Raw genomic sequence first — 16,010 nt, forward strand, 5'->3', positions numbered from 1 at the left:
GCTAATCTGGGTCGGTGTCCGGCGGTTTTCCGGTGTGGAATCCCCGTCCGGTGGCCGTCCGCCTGTCCCAGCTGGCGGCCCCGGGGTCGGACCGTCACGATTCTCCAACTTGTCCCGGGACCTTTTCGGCGGAAAGGATCGGTGCCGCGGGTGAATCTCGAGGGGCTGCGGGTCATGGGTATCGATCCGGGGCTGACGCGATGCGGGCTCTCCGTCGTCCAGGCGGGGAGGGGGCGCGCGGTGCTTCCTGTCGCGGTGGGCGTCGTCCGGACGCCCTCCGGTGATGACCTCGCGCTGCGCCTCCTCAGGCTGTCCCGTGCCGTCCGTGAGTGGATGGACGAGTACCGTCCGGACGTCGTCGCCGTCGAGCGCGTCTTCGAGCGGGGCAATGTCTCCACCGTCATGCACACCGCCCACGCCGTCGGGGTGCTGGTGCTCGCGGCCGCGGAACGGGAGGTGCCCGTCCACATGTACACGCCCAGTGAGGTCAAGAAGGCGGTGTCCGGGAACGGGCGCGCGGACAAGAAGCAGATGACCGCTATGATCACGCGCATCCTCGGCCTGTCGGAACCTCCCAAACCGGCCGACGCCGCGGACGCACTCGCACTGGCCGTCTGCCACTGCTGGCGCGCCCCCATGATCTTCCGCCAACGGAACGGACTCATCGACGGTGCCCGGCCGGCCACGACCCGCGCCGCGACACCGCAGGTGCACCACAACGACAGGAGTTTGCCCTCATGATCGCCTCACTGCACGGGGAAGTCATCGACATCGGGTTGAATACGGCGGTCATCGAATGCGCCGGCGTCGGCTACGCCTTCACGGCCGCGCCGCAGACACTCGCTACCCTCCGTCGGGGTGAGCCCGCCTGGGTGCTGACGACCCTGGTTGTCCGCGAGGACGCGATGAACCTCTACGGATTCACGGACGCGTCCAGCCGGGAGATGTTCGCTCTCCTCCAGAGCGTGTCGGGTCTCGGACCCAGGTTGGCGCTCGCCGCGCAGTCCGTGTTCGACCCCGCCGAGCTCGCCACGGCGATCGCGGGGGGCGACGCGAAGAGTCTCCAGCGGATCCCCGGGGTGGGGAAGCGGATGGCGGAACGCATGATCGTTGATCTCAGGGACAAGGTCGGTCAGTACTCGGCCGAACCCGGCCCGGAGGCCCCGGTCACACCCCCGGGTTCCGTGGTCCCGGAGCAGGTCATCGAGGCGTTGGTCGGCCTCGGGTTCCCCGAGCGCACCGCGGCCGCGACCGTCGCCACGGTCGCCTCCGAGATCCCCGGGCTGGATACCGCGGGTGCGCTCCGCGCGGCCCTCGCCCACCTGGGGCGTGGGTGATGGAGGACCGGATGCGTGATGAAACCCCCGGCGGGGAAACCGTCGGCGGGGGATTAGGGTGAGTGCCATGTCCGACATCGAGAAGACCGAGTTCAGGCTGCCCGACGGCACGCGACCGGGACAGGGTGCGGGGCGCCCGGTGGACGCCCCGGTCACCCCTGACCGGCAGCCCGCCGACGGTGACGTCGAAACGACACTCCGGCCCCGGTCCCTCGAGGAGTTCATCGGCCAGCCGAAGGTCAGGAACCAGCTCGATCTGGTGCTCACCGGCGCGCGGAAGAGAGGCGTTGCACCCGATCACGTCCTGCTGTCCGGGCCCCCCGGTCTCGGCAAGACGACCATGGCGATGATCATCGCCCAGGAGCTGGGCAGCTCACTGCGGATGACCTCCGGTCCGGCGCTCGAGCGTGCCGGTGATCTCGCCGCGATGCTGTCCAACCTCATGGAGGGCGACGTGCTCTTCATCGATGAGATCCACCGGATGGCCCGCCCGGCGGAGGAGATGCTCTACATGGCGATGGAGGACTTCCGCATCGACGTCATCGTCGGGAAGGGGCCGGGAGCGACCTCGATCCCCCTGGAGCTCGCGCCCTTCACCCTCGTGGCCGCGACCACCCGGTCGGGCATGCTGACCGGACCGCTGCGCGACCGCTTCGGTTTCACCGCGCAGATGGAGTTCTACGGCACCGCGGACCTCACCCGGGTCGTCACCCGAGCGGCACGGATCCTCGGGGTCACCGTCGACGCGGACGCCGCAGCGGAGATCGCGTCCCGGTCACGCGGCACCCCCCGTATCGCGAACCGTCTCCTCCGTCGGGTCCGGGACTTCGCGGAGGTTCACGGCGACGGGCACATAGACATGGAGTCGGCCCGCGCGGCCCTGGTCGTATTCGACGTGGACTCGATGGGGCTCGACCGCATCGACCGGGCCGTCCTCGACGCGCTCATCCGGGGCCACGGCGGTGGTCCGGTCGGCCTGAATACCCTCGCCGTCGCGGTCGGGGAGGAACCGGCGACGATCGAGGAGGTATGTGAGCCCTACCTCGTCCGTGCCGGCATGATCGCCCGCACCGGGCGGGGACGGGTGGCCACCGTGGCCGCCTGGCGACACCTCGGCCTCACCCCTCCGGAGGGAACCCCCGGCGTGGAACCCGGCGCACTGCGGGCCTGATCCGGCGGTGGATGTCCGACCCGGGGCGGTGGTCCCGGAGCCTGCGAGGCGTCTGGCATAGTGGTGCGCATGGAACTACTACTTCTCGCCGCAATCGCCGCCATCTTCATCGTGCCCACCACCATCCAGGCCCGCCGCCAGCGTCGCCGCATGGCGGAGATCCAGGAGCTGCAGGATTCCCTGCGCGCCGGCGACCGCGTCGTGACCACCTCCGGTGTCCACGGTGTCGTCCGGGGGATGTCGGACGAGCTCGTCGATCTCGAGATCGCCGTCGGGGTCAACATGACCTGGGAACGGAGCGCCATCATCCGGAGGGTGGATCCCGCCGCAGCTGCCCCGCCCGCCACGACGGGCGACGAGCGTTTCTGGGAGGACGGCGACGCGCGGTCCGGAGAGTCTGCGCCCACTGCCCCGGAAACCGAGGACGACGTCGACAAAAAGTGACTCTGAACACACTGATGTGGGTTGGCTGACCTCATCCAGGGACGCTACGGTGCGGTTACCGTTCGCCGGTCGCCCGCGGGACACCGATGCCGGGCCGGGGTGTAGCCGTACAGCTGTCACCCATGCCGTACTATAGCCGTGACACCGGGCCGATCCGCCGTCCAACACTACGGTGGATCGGCCCCTCGGAATCGGAGTCCGGGATTCAACCCCGTGATCCGGTCTCCGTCCCGGAACACTGAACAGACACACCGTCACAGTTGCATGCCGCCTTCATTCCGACCGGGAGGCGGCCGGTCAACCGTGCAAGACCCCGACCAGCACTCGCCGGCGCCCGCCGCCGGAACGCGGTAGATCCGCAGAGTCGCTGAGACACAAGGAGACACTCCATTGGCTTCGCAATCTGGGCGCAGACGCGTCGGGCAGAAGAACTGGCCGGTGATCGCGCTCGCCCTCTACCTGGTGATCCTGATCTTCGTCTACTCACTGATCCTGTTGACCGGTGACCACTCGGCGAAGCCGAAACTCGGCATCGATCTCCAGGGGGGTACCAGGGTGACCCTGGTGCCCCAGGGTGAGGAACCGACGAAGGAACAGCTCGACCAGGCGCGGAACATCCTCCAGAACCGCGTCAACGGCATGGGTGTGTCCGGGGCAGAGGTCGTGACGGACGGCAACACCCTCGTCATCACCGTTCCCGGTGAGGACACCTCCCAGGCCCGTGCCCTGGGCCAGACCTCCCAGCTGCTCTTCCGCCCCGTCCTGGAACCCGGTCAACCCGATCCGGAGAAGCTGCTCACCGAGCAGACGGAGATGGCGGAGCGGTGGGTCTCCCTCGGTGTGATCTCGCCGGACGAAGCCCAGACCGCGGTCAACGACCTGACCGAACAGCTCAACCTGAACGCGCAACAGCAGGCCGAGGCCATCGCGGACATGCAGGCCCAGGCTGAGGGCGGGAACGCGGACGGGGACGGAGCCACGTCGGAGGCCGCGAAACCCGAGATCGACGTCGAGAAGATCGAGGCTCCGACGGTCGACGCGACCGCGCCCGAGCCGCCCGCCAACTCCATCGAGGCGGCCGAACGGCGCGCCGAGGTGACCTCGATGCTCCGTGAGGACCGGCAGTCCGAGGACCCGACGACGCAGCTCGCCGCCGCATCCCTCCTGGTCTGCAACGAGGAGCTCGACCCCATCGCCGGTACGGATGATCCGGCCAAGCCGCTCGTCGCCTGCGACGTCGAGAACGGTGCCAAGTACATCCTCGGTCCCTCACCTCTGCTCGTCGGAGAGACCGACCCGGTCGACGGACTGCGGCTCAGCGGAAACGAGATCGACACCAACCGTCCCATCAACGGTGGCCTGAACTCCCAGACCGGGCAGATGGAGATCAACTTCTCCTTCAAATCCGGTCCCGGTGAACAGGGCGGCGCCACCTGGGCGGCCCTCACCCAGGAGTACCTCAAGCGACAGGTCGCCATCACCCTCGACTCCGAGGTCATCTCCGCGCCGGTGATCCAGTCGCCGACCCCCGTCGGCTCCGGAACGTCCATCACCGGTTCCTTCACCCAGCAGGAGGCGATGGACCTCGCCAGCAACCTCCGCTACGGCGCACTCCCGCTGTCCTTCGCCGGAGAGAACGGTGAACGCGGTGGAACCGCGACGACCATCCCGGCGACGCTCGGTTTCGCCTCCCTGAAGGCCGGACTCATCGCCGGCATCATCGGGCTGATCCTGGTGAGCATCTTCTGCCTCGCCTACTACCGGGTCTTCGGATTCCTCACCGTGTTCACGCTGTTCGCCGCGGGCTCACTCATCTACGGTTCGCTCGTGCTCCTCGGCCGGTGGATCGGCTACTCCCTCGATCTCGCGGGGGTCGCCGGCCTGATCATCGGCATCGGCACCACGGCGGACTCCTTCGTGGTGTTCTACGAGAGGATCAAGGATGAGGTCAGGGAGGGGAGAACCTTCCGGTCCGCGGTACCCCGCGCGTGGGCCCGGGCGAAGCACACCATCCTGTCCGGCAACTTCGTCTCACTGATCGCCGCGGTCGTGCTCTACGTCCTCGCTGTCGGCGACGTCAAGGGTTTCGCGTTCACGCTCGGCCTGACCACCGTGTTCGATCTCCTGGTGATCTTCCTGGTCACCTCACCTCTCGTCATCCTGGCCTCCCGCAGGGCGTCCTTCGCCGACCCGAGGATCAACGGTCTCGCGGGCGTGATGAAGGTCGCCGGGCAACGTCGCGAGCGCGGGGAGTGGCTCGCCGGCGACCACGCGGAGAACGCTCTCGACGGAGAGACCGATGCACAGACAACCGCACGGCTCACGGACGGGCACCGGGACACCGCCGGTTCCGATCCGATCGCCCCATCAACCTCCGGTGCCGAGTCCGGCGAGAACGAGGAGAAGTAACCCATGAGCTCTTCCATCTTCAGGCGTCTCTACACCGGTGAGGGCGGCATCGACTTCGTCGGTCGTCGCCGGCTGTGGTACTCGATCACCGGCGCGGTCCTCGTGCTCTGCCTTCTCGGAATCGTCGTCCGAGGTTTCACCCTCGGCATCGACTTCGAGGGCGGTACCAAGATGAACATGCCCGCCGAGGGAATCTCGACCGAGGCCGCCGCGGAGGTGTTCACCGACGCGACCGGTGTCACCCCGCAGAAGGTCCAGGTCGTCGGCGCCGGTGATTCCCGGATCCTCGAGATCAACTCCGAGCGGCTCAACGAGCAGCAGATCGGGGACGCACGCGAGCAGCTCTTCGACACGTTCCAGCCGGTGGACGCCACCGGGCGACCGAATCCCGACGTTGTCGGTGACTCCACGGTGTCCGAGTCCTGGGGATCGACGATCACCGACAGGATGCTGCTGGCCCTCGGGGTCTTCCTGGTGCTGATCTTCGGCTACATCACGGTCCGCTTCGAACGGGACATGGCGATCGCCGCGATGGGCGGGCTGTTCGTTGACGCTGTGGTCGTCGCGGGCATCTACGCCCTGATCGGTTTCGAGGTCACCCCGGCCACCGTAATCGGTCTCCTGACCGTCCTCGCGTTCTCCCTCTACGACACCGTCGTCGTCTTCGACAAGGTCAAGGAGAACACCGCGGGATTCCTCAACACGACCCGGCGCACCTACGCCGAACAGGCCAATCTCGCCGTCAACCAGACGGTCATGAGGTCCATCGCCACGACCGTGATCTCGGCCCTGCCCATCGCGGCACTGATGGTCGTCGCGGTCTGGTTGATGGGTGTCGGCACCCTCAAGGACCTGGCGCTCGTCCAGTTCATCGGCGTCATCGAGGGAACCTTCTCCTCCGTGTTCCTCGCGACGCCCATCCTCGTCTCCCTGAAGAACCGGCAGCGCAAGGTCCGGGAGCACAACGACCGGGTGCTCGCCGAACGGGAGGGGCGGCAGGTCTCCTCCGAGACGTCGGCACCCGACAACGGGCGCTCAGCACGACGGACCGTGTCGACCCCCGTCGCTCCGGTGAACCCGGGACACGGGTCCGCCGGAGCGAGCTGGCGCCCGGGTCGCTAGCCCGGAACAGTCCGAACCCGCACGAGGAATCGGTCGCTCGACGTCGCCCGCGTCGGACGGCCGATTCCCGTTGTGCGGCGACGACCTCTCGATGATGGGAACCGGCGCACCGTTGCCTATAATGTGATGAGTTCCACGAGGAGCGATCCCCGGTCCCTCCAGCCGGGGGTCAGAGAACGGGATGGTCCGTCGGACGTGTCCGACGTGGCGGAATCCCCGACGACCGACAAGGACTGTCCCCAATGGCCGACGTGCTGCTCCGAATACCGGGCCCATCCTTCAGGATCCCTCCCCGCCTGTGCGCGGTGCTGTGTGGAGCCCTGCTGTTCACCGCGGCGTGCGCCACGTCCCCCGACGGCGCCCCCGATGATTCACCGCCACCGGAACCCAGACGCCTCACCCTCGCGACCTCCTCGCCGCTCGCCACGACGAACGCCGCGGGGTTGCTCGGCGCCTCCACCAGCGCCGACACCCTGGCCGGGCGCCTGTATCCGCCGGCCTTCGTGCACGGCCCGTCCGGGCAGCAGATCCCGAACCGTGACCTGGTGACCGCCCAGCCCCTGCCCGGAGCGGAACCCAGGGTGGTCTACACCATCAACCCGGAAGCGACGTACTCGGACGGAGCTCCGGTCACCTGCACGGACTTCCTGCTCTCCTACAAGGCGGGAACCCTGCCGGGCCTGTTCGACGCGTTCCTGCCGCTCACGGCGCAGGTGAAGAACCTCGAGTGCGTCGCCGGGGCGAGAGAGTTCACCGTCATCTTCAACGAGGGGACGGGGTCCAGGTGGCGGTACCTCTTCGGGCCGGGCACCGTCCTGCCCGCCCACGCCATAGCGGCCAGAGCCGGCCTTACGGAGGAGGAGCTCGTCACTGCGCTCACCACGGAGGACGTCGAGACGCTGCGCCCGGTCGCGGAGGTGTGGAACACCGGGTTCGATCTCGACAACTTCGATCCCGCTCTCCAGGTCTCCTCCGGCCCGTTCACCATCGACCGCGTCGACGCGGACGGCGCTGTGCTCCTGCGCCGCAACGAACGCTTCAACGGGGACCCCGCGGAGGCGGAATCGGTGATCGTCTGGCCCCGGGGAACCGACGTCACGGCCCGGAGAGATGAGGCCTCCACCGTCCTCGCGGACCTCACCGGGGGCACCCCGGTGGACTGGATTCAGCGGGACGAACCCGGTAACACCGCGGAGGTCGAGTACGAGACCGGAGTCCGTATCGAACAGCTGGTTCTCGGTGACGGTGGCGTGCTGTCGACCCCGCAGAATCGCGCGGCGTTCGCCGCGTGTGTCTCGCAACCCGAGGTCGCCGAGGTGTCCTCGGAGGTCGCCGGACACCCGGTACCGCCGATGGGGGTGCGTCTCTCGCCCGCGGACAGTCCCGCCACCGACCACGACCGACCGGTTGCTGACGCGCACCTCGGCGTCGACCTCACCGTGGCCCGGGCGCTGTCCGGGACAACGATCCGGATCGGATACCTCGGTCCGGATCCGAGGTTCGCGGCCATGGTGGAGGCGATCCGGACATCCTGCGAACCGGCGGGGATCACCGTCATCGATGCGAGCTCGGACGGATCCACCCTGGGCGACCTCGTCTGGTCCTCGTACGACGAGTGGTGGAATCCCCGTGTCACGGAAGGAACACTCGACGCTCTGCTGGTCGCTCTCGTTCCGGAGGGGGAGTACGGGGCGGTAAACGTGACCAGTGATGATCTCGAGGGATTCCGCGCAGCGGAGGAACGGCTCTGGCAGGACGTCCCGACGATTCCGTTGGCTGCGGAGCCCCGGACATTTGTGGTGGACCGCAACGTAGGTAACGTTGTGGTGAATACCGGTAATTCCGGAATCGGGTGGAACATGGACCGGTGGCAGGAGAGTGAAGGACAATGATCTACGACAACGCCCGTGAGGCGCTCGCGGCAAAGATCCGCTATGTGAGGGACTTTCCGGAGAAGGGGATCCTCTTCGAGGATCTCACCCCGGTGCTCGCGGACGCGGAGGCATTCCAGCTCGTCGTCGACGAACTCGCCGATGCCGCCGAACGCTTCGGAGCGCAACTGATCGGTGGGCTCGACGCGCGGGGTTTCCTCCTCGGATCAGCTGTCGCTTACCGGCTGGGGCTGGGAATCCTCGCGATCCGCAAGCAGGGCAAGCTGCCACCGCCCGTGCACACCGAGGAATACCAGCTCGAGTACGGCACAGCCGCCCTGGAGGTACCGGCTGGTACGGGCACGGACCTCGACGGGGTGCGCGTCGTCCTCGTCGATGACGTCCTGGCCACCGGCGGCACACTCGTGGCGGCCCGGAAGCTGCTCGAGAACTGCGGGGCCACCGTCGCCGGACACGCGGTCGTGCTGGAGGTACCCGGACTGGGTGGGCGTGACCGGCTCGGCGACAGTCCACTCGTCGTGGTCAACGAACCGGTAGCCGGTGACCGGCGATGAACCAGGGGCGCAGCAGCAGGCAGCAGGTCAACATGCGGAGCATGTCGGCCCGGCTCGCGCGGAGTCTCACAGGTACACGGACGAAGGTGGACCCGGTCCTGGACCCGCTGGTCAGCATCCACCGGAAGATCCACCCGAAGGCCGACATCGACACCCTGCAGCACGCCTACCACACCGCCGAGCGGCTCCACGAAGGGGTGTACCGCAAGTCCGGTGACCCCTACATCACCCACCCCCTCGCAGTGGCGACGATCGCCGCCGAGATCGGAATGGACACCACGACGCTCGTCGCCGCACTCCTGCACGACACCGTCGAGGACACGGATTACAGCCTCGAGGACCTCACCGCCGAGTTCGGCGAGGAGGTGGCACGTCTGGTTGACGGTGTCACCAAACTCGACAAGGTCGCCCTGGGCGCCGCCGCCGAGGCGGAGACCATCCGGAAGATGATCGTCGCCATGAGCCAGGATCCCAGGGTCCTGGTGATCAAGGTCGCCGACCGCCTGCACAACATGCGGACGATGCGGTTCCTGCCGCCGGAGAAGCAGGCGAAGAAGGCCAGGCAGACACTCGAGGTCATCGCCCCGCTGGCGCACCGGCTCGGGATGGCGACGATCAAGTGGGAACTGGAGGACCTCTCCTTCGCGATCCTCTATCCCAAGAAGTTCGACGAGATCGTCCGGCTCGTGGCTGATCGGGCACCGTCCCGCGACCGGTATCTGGCCGAGATCATCGCCGACGTCCAGTCGACGATGCGGGAGAACTCCATCGCCGCGAGCGTGATGGGCCGGCCGAAACACTACTGGTCGATCTACCAGAAGATGATCGTGCGGGGCCGGGACTTCGACGAGATCTTCGATCTGGTCGGTATCCGCATCCTCGTCGACAACCTGAATGACTGCTACGCCGCCATCGGTGCCGTGCACTCGCTCTACTCGGCGCTGCCGGGCCGCTTCAAGGACTACATCTCCGCGCCACGCTTCGGCGTCTACCAGTCGCTGCACACCACCGTGATGGGCCCGGGAGGCAAGGCACTCGAGGTGCAGGTGCGCACACACGAGATGCACTACAACGCCGAGTTCGGCATCGCCGCCCACTGGCGGTACAAGGAAACCAAGGGGTCCCACTCGGGTGAGCAGTCCGAGGTCGACCAGATGGCGTGGATGCGTCAGCTGCTCGACTGGCAGAAGGAGGCCGCCGACCCCAACGAGTTCCTCGACTCACTGCGCTACGACCTCCAGGCCACCCAGATCTTCGTGTTCACCCCGAAGGGCGACGTGGTCAACCTCCCGGTCGACGCCACGCCGGTCGACTTCGCCTACGCCGTCCACACGGAGGTGGGGCACCGGTGCATCGGGGCGAAGGTCAACGGCAGACTCGTCGCCCTCGAATCGAAGCTGAAGTCCGGTGACCGGGTCGAGGTATTCACCTCGAAGGACCCGGGCGCCGGGCCGAGCGCGGACTGGCAGAAGTTCGTCGTCTCCCCCCGGGCGAAGGCGAAGATCCGGCAGTGGTTCGCGAAGGAGCGCAGGGAGGAGTCCCTCGAACTCGGGCGTGACGCCCTCGCCGCGGAGGTGCAGCGGGGTGGACTGCCCATGCACAGACTCTTCACCGCACAGTCGATGAAGACCGTCGCCACGGAACTCCACTACCCGGACGTCGACGCGCTGTACACGGCGATCGGTTCCGGTGCGGTCTCCGCCAAGCACGTGGCGTCCCGTCTCATGGCGAACTTCGGTTCGCCGGACGAGGCCGAGGACGCCCTGGCCGCCCGGACCCCGTTCAGCGAACTCGCCAGGTCCCGGCCCCAGGCGTCCGCCGACGGGGCGGGAATCCTCGTCGAGGGCAGCCCGGATGTCATGGCGAAGCTGTCCAAGTGCTGCGGTCCGGTACCGGGGGACGCGATCTTCGGGTTCGTCACCCGGGGCGGGGGCGTCAGCGTCCACCGCACCGACTGCACGAACGCGTCCAAACTCCACGAGGAACCGGAACGCCTCATCGCGGTCGCCTGGGCCTCTGAGGGGTCGGGCAGCGTGTTCGCCGCGACACTGCAGCTCGAGGCACTGGACCGGAGCGGGCTGCTGTTCGAACTCACCCGGGTCATCAACGAGCAGCGGGTGACGGTCACCGCCATGAATTCCTACTCGGCCGAGGACCACGTCGCGATCTGTCGTTTCACGTTCGAGGTGTCGGACACCAAGCAGCTCGGTTCGCTGATGACCCAGCTGCGGAACACGGAGGGCGTGTTCGACGTCTACCGCGTCTCCACCGACTGACGTCGCGGTCGCGGCCAGCAACAGCGAAGGAGGCCCCGCCACCCATCGGTGGGGCCTCCTTCGCGTTGAGGTGACGGATACGTCTGGAGCCGGGGACACGGGTTTCCGTCGAGCACGGTTGACGGACTAGACCACCCAGACTAGGGGTTAGACGGGACGCCGGCCGTCGACGGGTGGCGCTCGATGACGCATGAGGCTGCCGTGGAGGCCGCGGTGCACTTCGGGTCCGTGATCGCTTCACCTTTTGATGCCCGGCGTCCGGTTCCTGCGGAGTACAGGGTCCGACCGACCTCGCGTGGTCACCGATGACGGAGGGATCCAAGTGTCTTGCGGGGCCGCCGCCCGGAGAAGCCGGTACCGGTGACCGATGATGTTCGGGGCGGATGGACGCCTGCGGGAACGATGGGTTCTGCGCGCGGGTCAAGGTGCTCGGCTTCGCGACACCGCTCGTGTATGAAAGCCCTCAGGACGTTGGAGATCGACAGGATTCTCGGGGTTCATTACGGGTGTACGGGTTCCGTGGATCGACGGGGACCGGCGACGCGTTCTCCGCCACGGAGGAACCGGCTTTTCGTCCGGGGTCCGATCAACGATGCGCTGTGCGGTGGTGCGGAAGACGACTGGTACGGGCGATCCGTTCATCCGGGATCGGCCCCCGGGTCTCGGCTTTGAGCCTTCAAGTCGGTGGGAGATGACCGTGATCATCGCCGGCATGATGAGCCCGGGACGATCTTCTACGGGGGATCGAATCGAGGGGCCCGCTCCAACGTTTCCGGGGCTGTCCGCGTGGAGCATCCTCGTACCTGAAGATGGGATGGAATTGGCGAGGTGCCGAAATTCTGATCTCGTCTGTGGGGGAGTGCTCTCCCCGGGGAGGTGGGGCCGTCCCTCCCGGTGAGGGGGCGGACGTGGAGGAGCGGACCGTGCGTGGTGGCGAGCACGGAAGAGTGTCTCGGGAGACGCAGCCTGTAGCATGGTTCCGCTTCCGGCAGGCCGATGGGGCCGCGCGGAAGTCCCGCGCTTCGTTCCCGGGCCACAGTGGTGTGCGGTTCTCCCAGAGCCGGGGCAGTGCCGAAAAAGAGGGCAACCCACCGGGATAAGGTGGGTCACCCTCTCAATCAAGCTCGACCGATGAACCGGTCGGGGCCGTCACACGATGGTGACTAGAGGCCGAGAAGCTTCTTGATGGCGTTGCCGACCGTGATGATGGCGCCGAAGAAGGAGGCGACGGCGGTGAGGATCTGGACCCAGCCCTTGATCTCCTTGGCGGAGTCCGAGGAGCTCACGGCCTTCTTCTTGTCGTTCTCGGTCTTATTTTCGTCCCCGGTCTTCTTGCCCTCATTCTCCGAGGGCGCGCTCTGCGTGGAGGTCGCCGCCGGGGTGGTGGTTTCGGCCATGGCCGGTGCGGCGAGACCGGAGACGGAGACGGCGACGACGGTCGCGGCGGTGACGAGTGACTTACGGGAAAGCAGCTTCATGGATGTTCCTTTTTAGATATCGACTAGCATCGGGACTGAGCAACAGCTTATCCCCTCGGGTGGAGCGCGCACCACATCTGATCTGTCTCGCGCCAATATTTCTGTTTACCGCGGCCACTGCTCGTCTCTATCAAGTTTTCAGGGTTGACTTCGGGTGGATGTTTCAGGGTGTACGGGGGTGGAGGTGGAGGCGTCCCCGTGTCGCCCCGGTGGCCGGTCGACAAAGTGGCCGCGGGATTGACCGAACCTAGTGGCCGCCTGCCGTCCGGATTCGACCGGCGGTGGCTAGCCGAGTTCCGCGGTGGTGATCCGGACCTCCTCGGCGGGGGCTTCGCCGTCACCGGAGACCCCGGCCTCGGCGATCTTGTCCAGAGTGGCGAGCCCCTCCTCGCCGATCGTGCCGAAGTAGGTGTACTGCGCCGGCAGTGTCGAGTCCTCGTAGTTCAGGAAGAACTGTGAACCGTTGGTGCCGGGGCCGGAGTTCGCCATCGCGACGGAGCCACGCGGATAGACGACGGGGGCGTTCGGATCATCGACATCGTCGGTGGGGTACTCGTTGGGGAAGACGAAGCCCGGGCCGCCGGTGCCGGTTCCCGTGGGATCGCCGCACTGGAGCACGTGGATGCCCGCGGTGACCAAGCGGTGGCAGATCGTGTCGTCGTAGTACTTGTGGTAGGCGAGATGCTCGATGGCATTCACCGTGCAGGGTGACGCGGCCCGGTCGAGTGTGAGCGGGATCGGGCCCCTGTTGGTGTTCAGCGTCAGATCGACCGTGCCGGTGGCGGGGACATCCGTGGTGTGGGTCGGGGTGTCGACCTCGCGTGCCGCCGGCTGGCCCGCCGAGTCATAGGTGCAGGAGACGGTCTCGCCGAGGGCGGTCGACCGGGTACCGGTGAGCGTGACGGGCTCCTCGTTCGCCGCCGACGTCTGCGTCGTCTGTTCCGAGGCGTCCAGGGTGGAGTCATCTGAGCCAGTTTGGGTGTTCAGGAACCAAATTCCGCCGACGATGAGCGCGATGACCGCCAGAGAGGCGAGCGCCACCGTCAGGGGTTTCGTCTTCTCGGAGCGGTCGCGGTTCTTCAGCTCCTGCTCCAGCTTCTTCATCGCTTCTGTTCGGCGGGTTCTGTTACTGCTCAACGTTGTGTCCCCTGGTCGGATCGGGTCGGCCGGCAACCGCTGTCACGGGTGCCCGGTGGTGGTGGTGAACTTTCCCGCCCATCCTAGCCCGGGTGCTTCACCCGACCGCACCCACGGGTCCGGGTGCCCGGGCGCGCATCCGGCAGTTACGATGTCGCCATGGAGATTCTCGGATTCGCCGCCGGCCCGTACCAGACCAACACGTGGTTGCTCGTGGAGGGGGATCGGTGCGTCGTCGTCGACCCGGGGATGCACGCCGCGCAGCGCGTCCTCGAGATCCTGGCGGAACGCGGGCTCACCCTGGAGTCCGTGATCCTCACCCACGGGCACATCGACCACACCCGGGACTCGGGGACCCTGGCGAACCGCTCCGGTGTACCCGTCTACATCCATCCGGAGGACCGCATGATGCTCGATGATCCGTCGGCGGGTGTGTCAGCGGCGTCGGTCCAGCTGTTCAACGCGGACCAGATGATCCGCCCGGCGACGGTCCTGAACCTCGAGCACGGCACCCGACTGAATCTCGCGGGAACCGAGTTCACCGTTCGCCACGCCCCGGGGCATTCGCCGGGGAGCACCCTGTTGATCGGTGCGGGGATATGCCTGTCCGGCGACGTCCTGTTCCGGGGCGCGATCGGGCGCACCGATCTGCCGGCCTCGGACCCGGCGGCCATGGACCGCACCCTCCGAGGGGAGGTCCTCGCCCTCGACGATCGGCTGCAGGTTCTGCCCGGGCACGGACCGGTGACGACGATGCGTGCTGAGCGTCGTTCGAATCCGTTCCTCCTCGCACTGAATCGGAGCTGAAGTCTCCGCGTCGCGGGGACAGACGGTCCGTCCGACCGAGTCGGGTGCGGGGAACCGGATCCTCTATACTCTGGATCCGTGAAGGATTCCCCTAAAATTCAGCCGTTTTCCGCCCCGAAGGGTGTACCGGACTATGTTCCGCCCGTCTCCCCCGAGTTCATGACGGTGCGTGAGACGTTCACGGAGCAGACCCGACTCGCGGGCTACGAGCACATTGAGCTGCCGGTGTTCGAGGACACGGGTCTGTTCGCCCGGGGTGTCGGGGAATCCACCGATGTCGTGAGCAAGGAGATGTACACCTTCGAGGATCGGGGTGGACGCTCCGTGACGCTGCGCCCGGAGGGGACCGCGGGCGTCATGCGCGCGGTGATCGAACACAACCTCGACCGCGGTCAGCTACCGGTGAAGCTGTCCTACGCAGGGCCCTTCTTCCGCTATGAACGCCCGCAGGCCGGCCGGTACCGCCAGCTGCAGCAGGTCGGGGTCGAGGCGATCGGTGTGGACGACCCGGCGCTCGACGCCGAGACCGTCGCGCTGGCGGACCGCTGCTTCCGGAGCATCGGCCTTACCGGGTTCCGGCTCGAGATGACCAGCCTCGGCGACGGGGCCTGTCGCCCGGCGTACCGGCGGAAACTGCAGGATTTCCTCCTCGGGTTGCCCCTGGATGAGGCGACGCGGCAGCGGGCTGAACTCAATCCGCTGCGGGTCCTCGATGACAAGCGTCCCGAGGTGAAGGAGATGACCGCGGACGCGCCGCTCATGCCGGATCATCTGTGCCCCGACTGCCGCGCGCACTTCGATACGGTCACGGGCCTGCTGGGCGACATGGGTGTGCCCTACACCCTGGCCCCACGCCTGGTTCGCGGCCTGGACTACTACACCCGCACCTGCTTCGAGTTCGTGCACGACGGACTCGGCGCGCAGTCGGGTATCGGAGGCGGCGGCAGGTACGACGGGCTCATGGCGCAGCTCGGGGGACAGGAACTCTCCGGCATCGGGTTCGGGCTCGGCGTCGACCGTGCCCTGCTCGCACTCCAGGCCGAGAACATCAGTGTCTCCGACGGATCCCGCGTGGCGGTCTACGGTGTCGCGTTGGGAGCCGCGGCGCGCAGGAGGATGGCCGTTGAGATCGACCGCCTCCGGGTCGCCGGGATCAGCGCCGACATGTCCTTCGGGGACCGCGGCCTCAAAGGTGCGATGAAGGGTGCGGACAGGGCCGGTGCCCGGTTCGCACTCGTCCTCGGGGACCGGGAACTCGAGTCCGGCACGGTGGCGGTCAAGGACCTCGCCGCCCACGAGCAGATCGATGTTCCCCTCGCGGACCTGGTTACCCACCTGCGGGAGCGGCTCAGCGCGTAGCCGCCGGGACCGGTCATCCGATGC

The 16,010-nt window shown here is 67.3% G+C and carries 13 protein-coding genes; 11 read left to right on the forward strand and 2 right to left on the reverse strand.

Going from position 1 to position 16,010, the window contains the following annotated elements; translation table 11 throughout:
* Positions 1 to 150: 150 nt before the first annotated feature.
* The 9 genes from ruvC to KRX55_RS06790 all read left to right on the forward strand — a co-directional run bounded on the left by ruvC (position 151) and on the right by KRX55_RS06790 (position 11,205).
* Entirely contained in the window at positions 151 to 741 is a 591-nt protein-coding gene (gene ruvC, locus KRX55_RS06750) for a crossover junction endodeoxyribonuclease RuvC (protein ID WP_218407096.1), read from the forward strand.
* Positions 738 to 1,337, forward strand: a complete 600-nt coding sequence (ruvA, locus tag KRX55_RS06755; protein ID WP_218407004.1) for a Holliday junction branch migration protein RuvA — start codon at positions 738 to 740, stop codon at positions 1,335 to 1,337. Before ruvC ends, ruvA begins: the two co-directional genes overlap by 4 nt.
* Positions 1,338 to 1,404: 67 nt before the next feature.
* Positions 1,405 to 2,508 (forward strand): Holliday junction branch migration DNA helicase RuvB, encoded by a 1,104-nt coding sequence (gene ruvB, locus KRX55_RS06760; protein ID WP_218407005.1) that lies wholly within the window; start codon positions 1,405 to 1,407, stop codon positions 2,506 to 2,508.
* A gap of 69 nt (positions 2,509 to 2,577) precedes the next feature.
* Positions 2,578 to 2,952, forward strand: a complete 375-nt coding sequence (yajC, locus tag KRX55_RS06765) for a preprotein translocase subunit YajC (protein ID WP_218407006.1) — start codon at positions 2,578 to 2,580, stop codon at positions 2,950 to 2,952.
* A gap of 390 nt (positions 2,953 to 3,342) precedes the next feature.
* The gene (gene secD / locus KRX55_RS06770) at positions 3,343 to 5,361 is read left to right on the forward strand and encodes a protein translocase subunit SecD (RefSeq protein WP_218407007.1); all 2,019 of its coding nucleotides are present in this window, start codon (positions 3,343 to 3,345) and stop codon (positions 5,359 to 5,361) included.
* 3 nt (positions 5,362 to 5,364) lie between these two features.
* Positions 5,365 to 6,483 (forward strand): protein translocase subunit SecF, encoded by a 1,119-nt coding sequence (secF, locus tag KRX55_RS06775; RefSeq protein WP_218407008.1) that lies wholly within the window; start codon positions 5,365 to 5,367, stop codon positions 6,481 to 6,483.
* A 242-nt stretch (positions 6,484 to 6,725) separates the two neighbouring features.
* The gene (locus KRX55_RS06780) at positions 6,726 to 8,375 is read left to right on the forward strand and encodes an ABC transporter substrate-binding protein (RefSeq protein WP_218407009.1); all 1,650 of its coding nucleotides are present in this window, start codon (positions 6,726 to 6,728) and stop codon (positions 8,373 to 8,375) included.
* On the forward strand, positions 8,372 to 8,929 hold the full coding sequence (locus KRX55_RS06785; RefSeq protein ID WP_218407010.1) for an adenine phosphoribosyltransferase: 558 nt from the start codon (positions 8,372 to 8,374) through the stop codon (positions 8,927 to 8,929). Before KRX55_RS06780 ends, KRX55_RS06785 begins: the two co-directional genes overlap by 4 nt.
* Positions 8,926 to 11,205: a RelA/SpoT family protein gene (locus KRX55_RS06790; protein WP_218407011.1), complete on the forward strand. Its 2,280-nt coding sequence runs from the start codon at positions 8,926 to 8,928 to the stop codon at positions 11,203 to 11,205. The genes KRX55_RS06785 and KRX55_RS06790 overlap by 4 nt, the downstream gene beginning before the upstream one ends.
* 1,163 nt (positions 11,206 to 12,368) lie before the next feature.
* On the opposite strand, the gene KRX55_RS06795 is transcribed toward KRX55_RS06790, so the two are convergent.
* Both KRX55_RS06795 and KRX55_RS06800 read right to left on the reverse strand, forming a co-directional pair.
* Complete coding sequence (locus KRX55_RS06795; RefSeq protein ID WP_218407012.1) at positions 12,369 to 12,683, reverse strand: hypothetical protein; 315 nt, start codon at positions 12,681 to 12,683, stop codon at positions 12,369 to 12,371.
* A 285-nt stretch (positions 12,684 to 12,968) separates the two neighbouring features.
* Positions 12,969 to 13,820 carry a peptidylprolyl isomerase gene (locus KRX55_RS06800; protein ID WP_218407013.1) on the reverse strand — a complete coding sequence of 284 codons (852 nt, stop codon included), beginning with the start codon at positions 13,818 to 13,820 and terminating at the stop codon, positions 12,969 to 12,971.
* A 159-nt stretch (positions 13,821 to 13,979) separates the two neighbouring features.
* On the opposite strand from KRX55_RS06800, the gene KRX55_RS06805 reads away from it, so the two are divergent.
* Together KRX55_RS06805 and hisS are read left to right on the forward strand one after the other, a co-directional pair.
* Positions 13,980 to 14,627: an MBL fold metallo-hydrolase gene (locus tag KRX55_RS06805; protein ID WP_218407014.1), complete on the forward strand. Its 648-nt coding sequence runs from the start codon at positions 13,980 to 13,982 to the stop codon at positions 14,625 to 14,627.
* 78 nt (positions 14,628 to 14,705) lie between these two features.
* On the forward strand, positions 14,706 to 15,986 hold the full coding sequence (gene hisS, locus KRX55_RS06810) for a histidine--tRNA ligase (RefSeq protein ID WP_218407015.1): 1,281 nt from the start codon (positions 14,706 to 14,708) through the stop codon (positions 15,984 to 15,986).
* Positions 15,987 to 16,010 lie beyond the last annotated feature (24 nt).

Origin of the sequence: Corynebacterium sp. TAE3-ERU16 (assembly GCF_019209935.1) — a bacterium.
Taxonomy (GTDB): domain Bacteria; phylum Actinomycetota; class Actinomycetes; order Mycobacteriales; family Mycobacteriaceae; genus Corynebacterium; species Corynebacterium antarcticum.